The sequence below is a fragment of the Micromonospora sp. NPDC048935 genome (assembly GCF_043197875.1).
GTDB lineage: Bacteria > Actinomycetota > Actinomycetes > Mycobacteriales > Micromonosporaceae > Micromonospora.
Genome location: NZ_JBICTZ010000002.1, coordinates 333,784 through 348,128, shown reverse-complemented (window position 1 = coordinate 348,128; position 14,345 = coordinate 333,784). Strand labels below are relative to the sequence as shown.

General features: G+C 64.6%; 10 protein-coding genes. 1 reads left to right on the top strand and 9 read right to left on the bottom strand.

Features of this window, described 5'->3' with window-relative positions; all coding sequences use genetic code 11:
• Window positions 1-5: 5 nt before the first annotated feature.
• Genes dndD through dndB form a run of 3 tightly spaced genes read right to left on the bottom strand, consistent with a single transcriptional unit; the run spans window position 6 to window position 4,659 of the window.
• Complete coding sequence (dndD, locus tag ACGFIW_RS07955; RefSeq protein ID WP_393311825.1) at window positions 6-1,982, bottom strand: DNA sulfur modification protein DndD; 1,977 nt, start codon at window positions 1,980-1,982, stop codon at window positions 6-8.
• Complete coding sequence (gene dndC / locus ACGFIW_RS07950) at window positions 1,979-3,523, bottom strand: DNA phosphorothioation system sulfurtransferase DndC (RefSeq protein ID WP_393311823.1); 1,545 nt, start codon at window positions 3,521-3,523, stop codon at window positions 1,979-1,981. Before dndC ends, dndD begins: the two co-directional genes overlap by 4 nt.
• On the bottom strand, window positions 3,520-4,659 hold the full coding sequence (dndB, locus tag ACGFIW_RS07945; protein ID WP_393311821.1) for a DNA sulfur modification protein DndB: 1,140 nt from the start codon (window positions 4,657-4,659) through the stop codon (window positions 3,520-3,522). Before dndB ends, dndC begins: the two co-directional genes overlap by 4 nt.
• 98 nt (window positions 4,660-4,757) lie before the next feature.
• Here dndB and dndA point away from each other — a divergent pair, with 98 nt between their 5' ends.
• A complete protein-coding gene (gene dndA / locus ACGFIW_RS07940) occupies window positions 4,758-5,969 on the top strand; it encodes a cysteine desulfurase DndA (RefSeq protein ID WP_393311819.1) in 1,212 nt (403 codons plus the stop codon).
• Between the two features lie 339 nt (window positions 5,970-6,308).
• On the opposite strand, the gene ACGFIW_RS07935 is transcribed toward dndA, so the two are convergent.
• The 6 genes from ACGFIW_RS07935 to ACGFIW_RS07910 form a co-directional block, all read right to left on the bottom strand.
• On the bottom strand, window positions 6,309-6,776 hold the full coding sequence (locus tag ACGFIW_RS07935) for a DNA phosphorothioation-associated protein 4 (RefSeq protein WP_393311817.1): 468 nt from the start codon (window positions 6,774-6,776) through the stop codon (window positions 6,309-6,311).
• Between the two features lies 1 nt (window position 6,777).
• Window positions 6,778-8,841: an AAA family ATPase gene (locus ACGFIW_RS07930; protein WP_393311815.1), complete on the bottom strand. Its 2,064-nt coding sequence runs from the start codon at window positions 8,839-8,841 to the stop codon at window positions 6,778-6,780.
• Between the two features lie 194 nt (window positions 8,842-9,035).
• The gene (locus ACGFIW_RS07925) at window positions 9,036-11,099 is read right to left on the bottom strand and encodes a DEAD/DEAH box helicase family protein (RefSeq protein WP_393311813.1); all 2,064 of its coding nucleotides are present in this window, start codon (window positions 11,097-11,099) and stop codon (window positions 9,036-9,038) included.
• A gap of 375 nt (window positions 11,100-11,474) precedes the next feature.
• Window positions 11,475-11,684 carry a hypothetical protein gene (locus ACGFIW_RS07920; protein WP_393311811.1) on the bottom strand — a complete coding sequence of 70 codons (210 nt, stop codon included), beginning with the start codon at window positions 11,682-11,684 and terminating at the stop codon, window positions 11,475-11,477.
• Window positions 11,685-12,059: 375 nt separating this feature from the next.
• The gene (locus tag ACGFIW_RS07915; RefSeq protein WP_393311809.1) at window positions 12,060-13,067 is read right to left on the bottom strand and encodes a GlsB/YeaQ/YmgE family stress response membrane protein; all 1,008 of its coding nucleotides are present in this window, start codon (window positions 13,065-13,067) and stop codon (window positions 12,060-12,062) included.
• Between the two features lie 41 nt (window positions 13,068-13,108).
• On the bottom strand, window positions 13,109-13,531 hold the full coding sequence (locus ACGFIW_RS07910; RefSeq protein ID WP_366605436.1) for a PadR family transcriptional regulator: 423 nt from the start codon (window positions 13,529-13,531) through the stop codon (window positions 13,109-13,111).
• Between the last annotated feature and the right edge of the window lie 814 nt (window positions 13,532-14,345).

Here is a 14,345-nt window from a genome sequence, read left to right as displayed (position 1 = left end):
TGTCCTCACCAGAAGTAGCCGGGCTGGATGGAGGTGCCAGTGCTGTGGGATGGATGGTCGAGGTGGTACGCGTGGCCGGTGGTGGGCTTGAGTTCCTTCCAGGCTGCCTCGTCGATTTCCTGGTCGGTTGACAGCAGGATGACCTGGTGGCTCGCGTGCGGGAAGTACCGGCGGATCAGATGCTCGCGGTGCTGTCCGTCGAGGCGTCCTAGAGGAGTGTCGATGACAATCGGCAGGGGACGGCCGGATGCCTGAGCCAAGCCCCAGAGCAGGGCGACGGCGAGCAGTTGACGTTCGCCGGCCGACAGTTGCTGGGGTGCAAGGTCGGTGCCGTCGGATCGGGTAAGGCTGACGGTAAAGGTCTCAGGGTCAATGCGTAGGTCAGCGACCAGGTCCTGCTTACGGAGCAGGCTGCGCAGGGACTCCAGGACGAGGCGCTCGATGCGGCGAAGGTGTCGCTTAACGGCCTCCGTCCGGAACGCAGTGAGGGTGTTGCGGACCCGTTGGCTATGGGCCAGCACGCGCTGCGAGTCCTCACGCTCGAGGGCGGCGTCGGTGGCCTTCTTGAGCGCTGACTCGTACGCCTTGATGGCGGAGGCTCCGGCGGCACGCGCGGCAGTGAGATCAGCCTCGGCACGGTCGAGGTCGCGTTGCGCGGCGGTCTCGTCGGCAACAGCCGCATCGAGGTCCTCCTGCAGGTGCTTGACAGTTTCGTCCTCAGGTACGGCCGCCAACTGCCGTTGATTGTCCTCTAGATCGGCGGTGGCCCGGTCCCGTTGCCGTAGGAGCGCTGACCGACGCTGCCGAATATCAGGTAGATCGTGCTCGTGCATCGCCCGTACGTGGACCAGGTCATCTGCGGTCAGCTGGGTGATGTCCGTGGCGCTGGCGCGGGCGGTGCGATGCAGCCTTTCCTCGGCGAGGTACTTGTCGAGGTCATCGATCGCCGCAGCTTGCACTTTCATGCCTCGAAGTCGCTCGATGATGTCGCGGTCGCGGTCGCGTAGCACGCCGGCGAGGCGGTTCATCTGGGCGGACTCGACCTCGGCCGTGGCCTGTTCGATCACCTCATCGATGAGGTCTGGGACGAGTAGGAAAGGCGCGGCGGCCTCGGCGAGGTCGCGTAGCTGCTTGTCGGCTGCTTTGAGTCGTTCGGTTGCCTTGTCGCGTGCTTCGTCGAGGTCTTTACGACGCCGGAACAGTTCACCACCTTCGACACGGAAACGTTCCTGCTGCTCGTGGCGGCGTTTGGCGGCACGCTCGACCCGGACGCGGATGGCTGCAAGGTCCTGATGAAGGCGTTCTTCGACGGCACGTGTCTGTGTGACGCGTTGCTGCAGCTCGTCTAGGTTTGTCTGCTTGTCGCCGGCAGCGGACTGCCTCCGGTGGTTGCGTTCGATGACGCCCAGGTCGGTGTCGAGCCGGTCGACCAGGTCCAGCCCGAGGAGCGCACCGATGACCGTGCGCAACATGCTGCGGGCATTGTCGAGTTCCGCCAGCGTCTCAATCTTCTCGCCGTCGAAGAAAAACAGCTCGGCGATGCCGCGGGGCATGAACGCTTCGACGTGCTCGGCCCAACGGTCCGTGAGATCCCTGTCCAGCACGTTGTTCAGGTAGGCTGCGGTTCCCTCGGTGACGGACTTGCCGCGGATCTGCCAGCTTCGGTGGATGCGATAGTCGAAGCGTTCGCCCTCCCGGTAGGCATGGAAGCGCAGCTCGACCGCCGCCTTGGACGGTCCGGTGCCGCGGTGGTGGACCAGTTGCCGCAGATAGGAGTCATAGCCGCGGGCGCGCCCGGAGACTGATCGGGCCAGGGGGCCGTACAGCGCGAAGAGGATGGCCTCCAGGATGGTTGTCTTACCGCTGCCGTTGAACCCCCCGACTATCGTCACGGGCTTACGGGACGAAGGCGGGGTCAGGTCGAGGGTGTGACGACCGGCGAAGACGCCGACGTTCTCGAGTGTGAGCTGGTCCAGAATCACTGATGTGCGGCTTCCTCGTCGATGGCGTCGACTGGTCGGGTGAAGCTTTCGGCTATGCCGAACAACCCTGCGTGCGGGTCGCTGGCCGGCTCCTTGGACTTAGCCTGCAGGTCGCGCCGGCGCAGGGCGCGCTCGGTGGCGTCCGCGGCATCGGTGTAGAAGCCGCGCTTGAGCGCTCCTTCCAAAGCGTCGAACAGCCCGGCACGACGAGTCATCGTCCGGTGCCTCTGCTCGACATCGAGTAGTTCTCGCACAAGCTCGAAATGGACGCGGTCGCCCTCCGTCAGGTCGCGCAGTAGTTGCACGTCGTCGGCGTTGAGCGGCAAGTGATCATCCATCGCCTTGCCTGGGTAGTCACTCTTGGTGGCTTCCCGGTAGATGACCGGGAGCCGGTCTTCGAACTCGTGCTTCTCGATGACCCATATGCGGCGGATCTCCTCGAGCTCCGCAGCGGAAACGAGCTCGAGGTCGCGGACGTTGTCCGGTCCGGTCTTCCTGATGTAGGTCTGGGCCTCCAGGAGCTTGCGGAGCCAGTGTTCGCGGGCCTCTTGGGTGTAGGGCCCGTGGATGAGGTCGTCGTTGAACAGCTGGATGCGGCCGTTCATACGGCGGAAGTCCCGCTTCGTCCGGTCGGGGGCGTCCAGCTCGTCCCGCAGGGCCAGCAGCGGGAGCATCCACTCCTTCTCGTCGTCGTTTTGGATCATCGCGGACATTGACTTGTCCTTGTCGACCAAGGTGCACACCCAGCAGCCGAATCGGCTATCGCCGCAGCTGGGCGTGCTGGAATCGACGACGAGGGGACATTCGCCGTCGGCGGATGCCCCGGAGTACATGGTCAGCAGGTCCTTGTTCGAGTACCCCCACGGGTTGGGTGTCTGCATGAGGAACATCCAGACGTCGTCGTTGCTCCAGTCCTCGATGGGCGAGTACACCAGCGAGTTGGGCAGGTTCCCGTTCGGGCTCAGCTTGTCCCTGATGCGTCGACCTTCGAGCTTGGTCATGCGGCTGGAGCGGCCGGCGCTCTCGGCCTTGCGCGTGCCGAGGACCAGGATGGCCTCGCCGTGATCACGAACGACGTTCCGGATGAACGTGTTCGACGGGTTGATCTTGAGCCGTTCGGTGCACCAGCGGAACTTGGGTCGAGGCGCCGGGTAGCCGCGGCCGATCAGGTTGACCCAGAAGGAGTCCTCGACACTAGGGGTGAGCCGGTGCGGCGTGATCGGCATCGCGGCGGTGCGGGCTGCGTCGGCCAGGACGTCGAGAGAACGCGCAACCCAGGCGGCGACGACGGGGTTTTCCACGAGGGTGTCGGTGCTGATGACGTGCACCGGCTTCTTGCGTTGTTCAGCAGGCAAGCCGGCGAGGGCCAACCAGACCAGCTGCAGCACCGCGGTTGAGTCCTTGCCCCCGCTGTAGCCCACCACCCAGGGGATGTGGTCGGTGAGGTACAACTCCTGGATCTCGGTGGTCAGCCGTTCGATGACCGCCGAGTATCCGTCAGCAGCGAAGACTGAGTTTGGCGTGGGCTTGCCGCGACTCATCGACCCTCTCCCATGAATGCCTTCTCGGCGAGCTGTTCTTCCGCGTTTAGTTCTTGTCCGAGCACGCCGCGCAGAGCGTTAGTCGTCAAGAGTACGTTGGCGCTTGACTTAGAGATTCTGCCGCCGACCAGTGCCCGGCCTTCCCACATGGCTCGGTTAGCCCGCGACCAGTCGACCTCACGCAGGGGGGCCAACTTCTTCCGCCATACCTGGGGCGATGAAGTGGGTGACACGTACCGGTTGCCGACCTTGCCCAATGCGTGCAGGGCGATGCCGTGCGAGTGAAGGAAGTCACGGCGGATGTCCCCGGCGGTGACTTCCTGCTGCGCGACGCGCTTCCAGTCAGGGAAATAGTCGATGAGCGCGGTCCAGAAATCCTGCGCGATGCCAGCTTGCTTCTCGTAAGGGAGGTCGTCGAATCCGTCGAGCAGGGCCTTGGTGCAAGTGAACACGGCCGACAAGGTGAAAAGCTTGCGGGACCGGACCGACAGGTTGCTTTTCTCAGTTTCTACAAGGTCCGTGAGTACACGAGACTCGAAGACGACCTGCCGCGCGATACATGCACGGGTGTCACGCTGGTCATACAGCACACTCAGCGACGGTGCTGGGCGGATCGCGTACCGGTTGAGGTCGGCAAACATCTGCTGGCACCGGCTGAGACCGAGGTCGAGGAACAGCACGACCGCGATGCTCTCGTCGCCCAGTTCGGGATTCTCCCGTAGGGCTTCTTCGATGGCGGCGCGGCGATGTTGGCCATCGTTGATGACGAACTTGGCGGACATTGGAATCGACAGCGTGCCGATGCGATCAAGTGGCCCGTCGCCCTCAAATCCCTCAAAGCGAAGGTCGGCATCGACGGAAGCGGTCAGCGCAGAAAATGTATACGTGTCCTGATTTTCCAAAATATACCGGGCGATGTCGGGCACCCTCGCACGGTTCAGGGTCCGCTGAGCCCGCAACTCCGGCAAGAGCTCCTCTTCATCGAAGACGAAGAGCCGTGGGATGAGTCGTAGTGGACACATGGTCACATAGAACTCACGCTGAGCTTGAACTCCGCGAATCGCGGGGAAGACGTATTCGAAGGCCCCTCGACGTTCCGCGACGGGGGACGGCCTGCGTTGCGCCAAGGTCGACATGTCGTACAGGTTTACGACAACGCGGTACGTAAGTCAAACACGTACCAGGGCATGGCTACGTACGTACCAGCCCTCCGCTGATCCCGTACAGTGGTGGCGTGCCACGACGATCCATCTCCTTGCCCTCGCAGTTTGCCGTTGCCGCAGGTCAGCCGGAGTCGATGCCGGTGTACCTCGACTGCGCCGCGACGACCCCTCTGGAACCGCGCGTTGTCGAGGAGGTGACCCGCTACCTGGTCAGTGACTTTGGCAACGCCGGCAGTCGCACCCACGGCTATGGGCAGACGGCCAAGAGCCGCGTGCAGGCCGCGCGGGAGGAGGTCGCCGCCGTCGTCGATGCCGGTCCCGATGAGGTGATCTTCACCAGCGGTGCGACCGAGAGCAACAATCTCGCCCTTCTGGGCTTGGTTGATCACGGCGAGGCCACGAGTCGCCGGCACGTCATCACGACGGCGATCGAGCACAAAGCTGTCCTCGAGCCCGTCGACGAATTACGTCGACGAGGCTTCACCGTCACTCTGCTGCAGGCCGATACTTCTGGCCGGGTCGATCCCGACGATCTCCGCCGTGCCCTTCGTTCCGACACGCTGCTCGTCTCGATCATGCACGCCAACAACGAAACCGGCGTCCTGCAGCCCCTCGCCGACATCACGGCCGCTATGGATCACCATGACGCCTTCCTGCATGTCGACGCCGCCCAAGCTTTCGGTAAGGAATTCGAGCCGCTGCGGCAATCCCGTATCGACCTGATCAGTGTATCCGGCCACAAGATTTACGCTCCCAAGGGCGTAGGCGCCCTTATCGCGCGGCGACGCGGCTTCGTCCGCCCGCCGCTTCGCCCCTTGCAGTACGGCGGCGGTCAGGAGCGAGGGCTTCGCGCCGGCACGTTGGCAGTCGCGTTGATCGCTGGGCTTGGCACCGCCGCCGCCCTCGCCGTGGCCGATCAGCGTGACCGCCGCCGAACCTGCGAGAGGTTACGGGGCCGCCTTATGGCAGCCCTAGCCCCGTTTGATCCGGAGTTCAATGGCGACCAGGATCATGTGCTGCCGAGCACACTGAATGTATCGATCCCGAACGGACATGGCGGATACCTGGACTCCGAGGCCGTCATGCTGGCGCTGAAGCCCGTCGTGGCGATCTCGAACGGCTCGGCGTGTACATCGCACAGTTACGCCCCGAGTCACGTCCTGGAGGCGATGGGCCTGTCCAACGACCGCGTCCAAGGCGCTCTGCGGTTCTCGTGGTCTCATATGACGCCGGAGCCGGACTGGGACGCGCTGAGCGGAGCATTGAGCGGTCTGCTCAGCTAGCACTCCACCCGAAGCGTGCGCCGGGCTGGGCCTCGGCCGCACGGGCGATGGTTTGATCTCATCGGTATGGGCGTTCGCTACGACCCGAGGCTAGGTCGCGGCGTTCGGCGGCCAGAACGTCGAGGTGGCGGGCGGTGGGCTTCACAGCCGGGCGTCCGTAGGGACGAGGGCATGGCGTTCGGCGGACGTAGGCCCGACAGGCCTGTAGCGCTGAACCCGCACCGAACGGCCGGGGCAGCGTGGCGAGGATGGGGCCGACCCGCCGTTGTCGCGGGCCGACCGCAGCCTCTTGGCGGCGGGTGTTTGGGCACCGGCAGCACTACAAGCCCTCAGCGGGGCCTACAGTCCAAGATCATCGGCGAACTGACTCAGATCCACATCGTCGCCGCCATCGTGGTGATCGAAGTAGGCGCTCAGCATTGCCACGATCACCTCGTCGTCGGTCTTGAGCTTGCCGGCGTCCAGGTGCTCCTGCAGCAGCTCTAGACCACCGTTCACGTACTCCTCGAAGATCTCGATGCGTTCGTCCACTCGGTCTTCCCGCAGGATCTCGGCATCGTTTGGATGTGCTAGCACGGCCAGGCATTGAAGGAGCAGTTCGTGGCCCGCGTCGGTGCGGAAGAGGTCCAACCGGATCGGGTCTTTCGCGGCGCGCGTCAGCGGTCGGCGTCGCTCGTCCACCTTGCCCAGCGCTGCGGCGAACACGAAGAGGTCGCGCATGGAAGGGAAGACAGATTCGTTCCCCTCGGCGAGGCGAGAAATCAACTCGGCCTTGTCGGCCGGCCGGCGAACCCGCGGGTCACCCATGTCAACGAACCCTCTCGATGGTCGCGTGGTCCGAATCTGCAGCAGGCACCACGTAGTCGAAGCTTTTGTCGTCGAGGACGAGGCGCTCACTGTTGATATCGGTCTTCGTCGTCTTCATCGTGACCACATACTTGGCGCCGACCCGTCCTTCAAGTTCATCGGCGACCACCCCCTCGGCCTGCGCGGCGCTGGACAGCACCACGACTTGCGAGGCCAGGTTGGGCAGCGCCTGGGCAATCTGCTGGCGATAGGTGTTGTCCAGGTTTCCGAACGGGGCGTCCATCACGATGGGGTACAAGCCGCCCATGTGGCCGAGAAACTTCGTGTTCTCGTCCTCCTTCGCGCGCTCGCGGCACAGCGCCACCAGAGCTCCGATGAAGGAGAGGCTTAGAATCTGGTTCTCTCCGGTGGACTTCGGCGCTGGGAACCGGTCGTCACCCGACCCCTTCCACAGGTGCAGCTCAAACGAGGAGTTGAGTTCTGGGTAGAACGATTTGACCGCGATCCGTGAGAAGACGTCTCGAATCTGACGGTCCAACCGGGTGCGTACGAACTCGCAAGCAGTGTCGTACATTTTTTGGAACGCAGCATGTGCGGAGTCGTTGACGTCGATACGACGACGGATCACGGCGCTTTGCTTGTCAGTTATCTCAACTTTCGCCAACAACTTGCGAAGCTCCGCCGCCCGATCGTCCTTCTCCTTCAACTGGCGCTCGATGTCGAACACGCGGCGCCTGTTGTCGATGATCTGCGTGTCAAGCTTCGTGAGACGGCTCTCAAGTTGCTGGGCATCCTCTGCCGGCAACTTCTTAATCTGCGCCGAGACGTCACTGACGATGGCGGCAGCCTGCCGTGCGTCCTCGATCGCCGTCGCGATGTCGGCATTGACCTGCCGCAGCTGCTCAGGCAGGCCAGCGGCAACGTCACGGACCTCTCCGATACGGCCCTGCAGCTGCTGCCAGGCGCCTTCCACCTCGGCGAGGCCGGCCTTGGCCCGCCACCGCTCAACATGCGCGTGCGGCTCAGCCCCCGGCCGTAGCGCGGTGCCGCAGATGCACGTCCCGGTGTTCAGGAGTTCTTCCACGAACTGGCGCTTGAGAGGTGCGGGCAGCTGCCCCTGGTCCCGAAGACCCATAGCCGCCTGCTCCACATCCGGGAGCAGCTTGGCCAGCAACACCTTATAGGACTGCCGGCTTAGAAGATTTCGGCGTGCTTCTCGCGCCCGTGCTTGCCGCTCCACGGCCGCGTTGTACGCGCGCTCCTGGTCATCTCGGCGCTTCTGCAGTTCCGCCGCCGGCCCGTTTGCGCGCAGCAGGCCCAGTACTTGTTCCTTTTCGTCGCCCAAGTGGCGATGTTCACCGTTGAGTCGTCGACGCTCGTCCTCCAGGCGGTCAATCGCCTCACGAACTTCATCCTGCTCGTTGACGATGTTACTGGCCTGCGTACCGCCGAGTTTCCGCAACTCTGCGCGGAGGCGCTTCGACAATTCGGGTAGGTGCTTCAGGGCAACCTCGTATTGTTCCAAACCGAGCAGCGTCTTGATCGCGAGTTGGATCTCGGCGTAAGCTTTCGGCTGTACGAGCTGCTCGATTCTTTCGCCGTTGAAGAAGAAGAACTTTGACAAGTCCTGGGGTAGAATCTGGGCGATGGAATCACCCCACGGATCTACCTTCTTCCAGACCCCATTCATTTCCATGCTGTCGAGTTGCACGTCAACCGTATGTGGTAGCTGTTCACGACCGCCCTCCTTAAGGGTGGTCACTCGACGCTTGAGGTGATAGTGCACATTGTTGTGTTCGAAGGCCACGGCGACGCTAGTCTCCAGCACAGCGTCGCCTGTGGCGTCGTCCCACACGGAGTCCGACACCAAGCGGTCTCGCTGCTCGAAGTCCAGGGAGGTTTGTCCATACAGCGCCCAGGTGAAGGCGTTGAGCAGTGTGGTCTTCCCGCCGCCGTTTGCCCCGTAGATGAGGGTGACGTTCCGGTCATCCCCGGTCGCGAACTCGATCTTGTGGGTTCCGGCGAACTGTCGGAAGTTGTGAAGCTCGAGGGATATAAGCCTCATCACTTAACCAACTTGTCCAGCGCGTTGGAATACAGGTCAACCAGGCCGCGTGAGAAGTTTCGTAGGTGCATCCTGCGGCGCGATATATCTAGCACATTCTTCATGTGCTGCTGCACGATATCCTCCTGTTCGGCAGCTATTTGTGCCACAGCCTCGCGTTCAGTTCGCGGTTCACTGCCCACTAACTGTTCCTCCTAGATGTCCATCAAACCGTACGCGGTGCGGATGGGTCGCATGGTTGCCAACGCCTCGCCGGCGTTCCGCGCCGTGGCGGCGAAGTCCGAGAATCGGGCCAGCTCGCGGCGCAGCAGCCGGCGCTCCAACTGCATGTCCACATGGCCGTCGGGTATTGCGATGAAGTCAACAATCTCCGCATACTGCTTGCCTTCAGCACGACGCAAGATTCGGCCGCGCCGCTGAATGAACTGCCGCGGGTTGCTTGTGCTCGCAAGGATGAACGCACGCCGGGCGTCCGGCACGTCCACACCCTCGTCCAGGCACCGCATCGACACCAGCGCTCGGAGATCACCGCGCCGGAACCGGGCAAGGATGTTCTGCCGGTCATCCCGAGACTCTTCGGAGGTGTAGGGGTGGCTCGGGATGCCCAGTTCTGCACCGACTAGCCGCTGCACCTGGTCAATCTGGCGTTCGCCGCCCTGCGGTGGTGACCCTTCCGCGCAGTACAACAGCTGCCAACGGTCGTCCGCCCTGGGTCGAAGCTGCTCACGAAGTGCTTGTAGCTTGCCCTCGGCATGGGCGAGCAACTGTGCTCGGCGCTGCAGCAACCGGGACAGCTGTGATGCACCTTCGCTGTCGGAAACGTCGAGTTCGACGCCGGAGGCGAACACCTGCCCAATCCGCTGGGTGAGCTGGGCATACAGCTCGCTCTCTTCCTCGGTCAGCCGAACCGGCACCGGGTAATAGTCGTATTCGCACAACGCGCCGAGCCGGATCGCATCGGCCAGTCCCAGCTCGATCACCGGATCACCGAAGTACTCAACAAGCGCGCGAGTGCCGGCTGGATCGAACCACCGCTCAGGAGTCGCCGTCAAAGCCATGCGAAATGGCGCGGACGCTGGCAAAGCCGCAAGCGCGGACGAGGCTCCGAGGTTGTGTGCCTCGTCGGCCACGAAGACGAACGGCGCGCTCTGCCGGCTCAGGAACTCCTGGAACGGCGCGCGAACCAAGGTCGCGTTGGTAGTGATCAGCATGCCGAACCCAGTCGTCCTAGACGCCAGGCCGATCGTCAACGCGTTCGCCGCATCAGTCCATGCCCGGGCGCTGTCGTAACAGCACAAGGCTTGTACGCCGAAGCGTGCCGCCTCCGCCTTCCACTGATCGACCAAATCGAGCTGCGGCGCCACTACCACCGCCAACAGTGGCTTGCGCTGTTTCTCGTAGATTTCCGCCATCTTTGACAATGCCGCGAGCGCCGTCAGCGTCTTGCCGGTGCCAGTGGCCATCTGGAAGACGCCACGACCATTCGCGGTGAACCACTTCTTGATGGCATCCTTCTGGTACTCCCGCAGCGACATATCCAAGGGCATTCGTGGCAGCGGAAAGGAACCAGACCGACTACCGATGAGGATCCCGGACTCCAAGCCTGGCAGCTCTTCCTTAAGACCACGCTGCTCGGCGGCCTTCGCGAGCTGCAGCAGGCGATCCTTGCCTAGATCGGGGAAGTCGATGACCTCAACACTCGGTGTGACCCCGTCCCACAACCCGATGAAGTGGTCTGCGATTCGCCTGACCCGTTCGTGGTCAGCCTCTATCCATCCCCTGAAGACCTCCACGGACTCGAAGTTCTCGACTAAGGCGCTCGCCGTCTCGTTCGACGACCCTGTGAAGGCCACAACATCATCGTGACTGTCGGTGAAGACACCAATTTTCTCGTGGTAGAGCGCCAGACGATTCTGTCGGCGAACTACCGCGATGCGGATGTCGAGAACGCCTTGACCAACGAGCCGTCCCAGCAAGCCCAGCTGCGCTAGCATGCCTGGTGACTGCTCGACTTGAGGGCCGAGCTCGCGCTGCAGTGCTTGCGCGATGATCTCTCGGTACTGATAGCCCAGCTCGATCTGTTCGACATCTTCGGGCGTCAGATGAGGGCTGGCTATGAGCCGAATCCGCCCGCCCTTCAACGCGAGCCGCTCAACTCCCCGCGCCGCCAACGCCAAGCTGGTACCCGTGAAGTAGCCGACCGCTCGGTCATATCGAACCGAAGCACCCAGGCATGGGCCATAGAAGTCGTTGACCATGTCATCTGTGGAGCTTCGATAATGATCACGGAGGCCAACGCGGCGGAGCCCAGAACCGGTAAGGTGGTTGGTCAATGCAGGGTGCTCCCCGTGCTGATCTTGGCCCGACTGACGTGCTCGAGCAGCAGCGCTCCTCCGCAGCCGTACCTCATCGTACGTAGGCGGAGTCTATCCGCGTGCACGTCGGGTCGCGCAACGCTGCTGGGGTCCGACAAGGTCCCTCGACGCATCGGTGCCGTGTGGGGCCAAGGGGAGTTGGAATCCCGCAGGTGGGGCCAGAACAATTTGGTCCAATGGGGCCAAAACAACTTTCATGCCCGTAGTGGCTTGCCGGCTATGCGCAGAGCGCGCGCAACACACGCTGCTGGCGCCTGATCATTTGTCGACCATGGTCGCTATCAGTGCACCGGCGACCAGGTAAGGGCCGAAGGCGATGCTGTGTGCACGGCGCAGTGCCAGGCGCGCCAGCGCTTCAGGAACGGCGAGCACGAAGGGCAGTAGGCCGCCGAGGAACACCGCGGGCCAGCCGGTGGCGCCCAGTGCCGCGCCGAGCAGCGCGGCCAACCGCACGTCGCCCGAGCCCATTCCGCTGCCCGCCAGGAGAATCAGGGCCAGGTGCAGGCCCGCCGAGCGCAGCTGCTGCGGCGAGCGCCGCGGTGACCAGCGTTCGGGCCTGACCTGTGGTCGCTGCCTGACCGGCCAGCACGACGCCGGCAGGCAGAGCTGCGGAGCTGATCACGGGCGTGGGCAGCCTGCGGACCGCGACGTCGACGGCGGCGAGCAGCACGCCGGGGTGCATCACCACCAACCAGACCGCCAGCAGAGGCAGGCCGCCGGGGGCGTCGCGCAGAAGCCAGGCCAGGCCGGCAGAGCAGCCAGTCCGAGGCCACACAGCTTCGACACGGCATAGCGATAGGTGTGCTGCCTGCGGCTATCAAGTCCGAAAGCGCCGAGGGAGGGTCACGCCTCGGCTGTCGCCTGCTGCCTATGCCCGCAGGTCGGGCAGACAATGTCGAGTACTCGTCGGCGTACGCTCCGGTGGCGTGCGGCTTGACCGGCGAGGGCAACTGCCAGCAGCGCCGAGCCCGCGAGAAGGATCGCCCCGGTCGTGGCGGCGAAGGCTGTTGGGCTGGGTCCGCCTCCGTGGCTGCCCCAGATCCCTTGGCTCAGCTGGTCGGCGCCGAGCAGGGCTGCCGGGGTGGCGAGGAGAAGAGCCGCCCAGAGCCCGGCGTCGTCGGCCCGTAGGGCGCGCCCGAGGCCGATGAGCAGGACCAGCGCGAACATCAGCCCACCGGCCATGGCCAACAGCTCAGGAGTCGAGCTGTACGAGGTGAACATGTTTCCGCCGTTCTCGGCGGCGCTGAATGCCACGGATACGGCTGCTACACAGCCGGCCGTGAGTAGCGGCAGGCTACGTGCTACCCACCTGGGGTGGGAGGGCAGCGCGAGGGTACCGAGGCCAAGCGCGACGGCGGGAAGTAGCACGAACAGCGGCGGCCGGGGTTGTCCGATGAGAGCAGCCACGAGTGGCACGGCGACAGTCAGCAGGAGACCACCGGCCGCGGCGGCGCGGGTCCAGGCCCCAGGTAGCGCCGTGGCGGTGAGGCCGACGACCAGCCAGCCCAGCCAGATGAGAGCGCCGAGGGTCTGGAACGGACCAACCGGGTCCAGCCTGGCGAAGCGGGGGTCTTCGAACTCGACCTGCAGGAGCAGGAAGGTCGCGACCGCGACGAGGGTGTTCAGCGCGACGGTCGCGGCCAGCGGGAAGGCCGCGGCCAGCCTGAGGGCGCCGTACCCACGCAGTCGCTCCCGGAGCCCGGCACCGAGGAGGTCGAAGGCGTCGTGAGGGGAGGGCCAGCGCCGCCCCGGTCCGACTGTGTCAAGGTACGTCCCGACGATCTCCTCGCCCCGCTCGGCCCGGTAGTCGCCCGGGTAGGCCCGCAGCAGCCGTCGGTAGCGGGACGCCAACGGTGACCCGGCCCTAGGTTCCGGTGCTGGGTTGGGCTGGTTCATGCCAGGCCTCCGGTCGGTCGAAGAGTGGGGTGGGCGGTCGGTCCGGGCAAAGTGAGGCGCCCGCGTGACGCGGGGTCGACGGCGAGGATTCCCGCGGGCCGGGCACGGAGCCGTTGGGTGGCGGCCTCGACGTTGCGGCGCAACCGCTCGGTCTCGGCGACGAGCACAGACCTGCCTGCTTCGGTGAGCCGGTAGTAACGGCGAAGCCGTCCCTCCACGACCTCCTCGCGGTCTCGCTCGACTAGACCCTCGTCGGTGAGGCGGTCGAGCGCGCCGTAGAGGGTGCCGGGCCGCAGCGCCAACCGCCCACCGGAGAGCGCAGCGACGTCGCTGATGACGCCGTAACCGTGCATGGACTCCCGCGCGAGCGCGGTCAGGATGAGAAAGGTCGGTTCCCGTAACGGCGTAGGTGTGGCCATAGCCTCAATATATCGGCGGTGAAGGTATAACGGCGAGGAAGCGGTGAAGTAGTTCGACAGGAAGTGAGGTTGCTGGGTCGGCCACCGGCAGGGGCGGACAGCGCATGGCAGACCCTTCGTCACTCAGACCGTGGGGTGCGCTCCGGTGGCCAGCGGGAAGGCGCTTGCACGACGACGCATGTAGTGAACGGTCCGGCCGGTCGGTACATCCACGCACAGCAGGTCGCCCCGCAGCGAAGTTTCGCGGGGACAGCGCGTACTCCTACGCGGCGGCGGCCGGCATGGATCGCAAGGTTGCCTCTCGCGGCGGTTGGCCAGCCCTCAGTCGCGAGGGTGCTTGTGCAGTAGCGAACCAGCCGTGAAATGCCCCGGGTGGGCGCGTAGCCGCAACGGTGCGTCCCTGCGCGTGCGGGGTAGCAGTTGGGCGTGCGCGCCGGGCGAGGTTCATGGCGTGCCGGGAGGTGCGGGCGGTAGGACACATGCCGCGGTGCTTGCAACACTGCAGGTTGCGGCAGTCGCCGTTCTGGTCGGGTTGGTGGGCGGCGGTGACGTCGAGGGCGAGCCGCCACAAGAGAGAGTCGGTCACGTCGTCGGGAATCGCGGCGAGCAGGCTGAGGCGTTCACGGGACACGGCGAGTCTCCTTCTGTCGGTCGTGTTCGCCGTCCGCCGGCACGAGTGGCGGGCGGCAGACACGATCGACGCTCACCTTGGCCAGAAGGTCAAGTCGTTCGTCCGCTCGTGGCCATGAGGTGCGAGGAGCAGGCGCAGGGTGATGCGCTGAGGCTGCCAGCCACGGGTTGGCGGCGGTGGGTC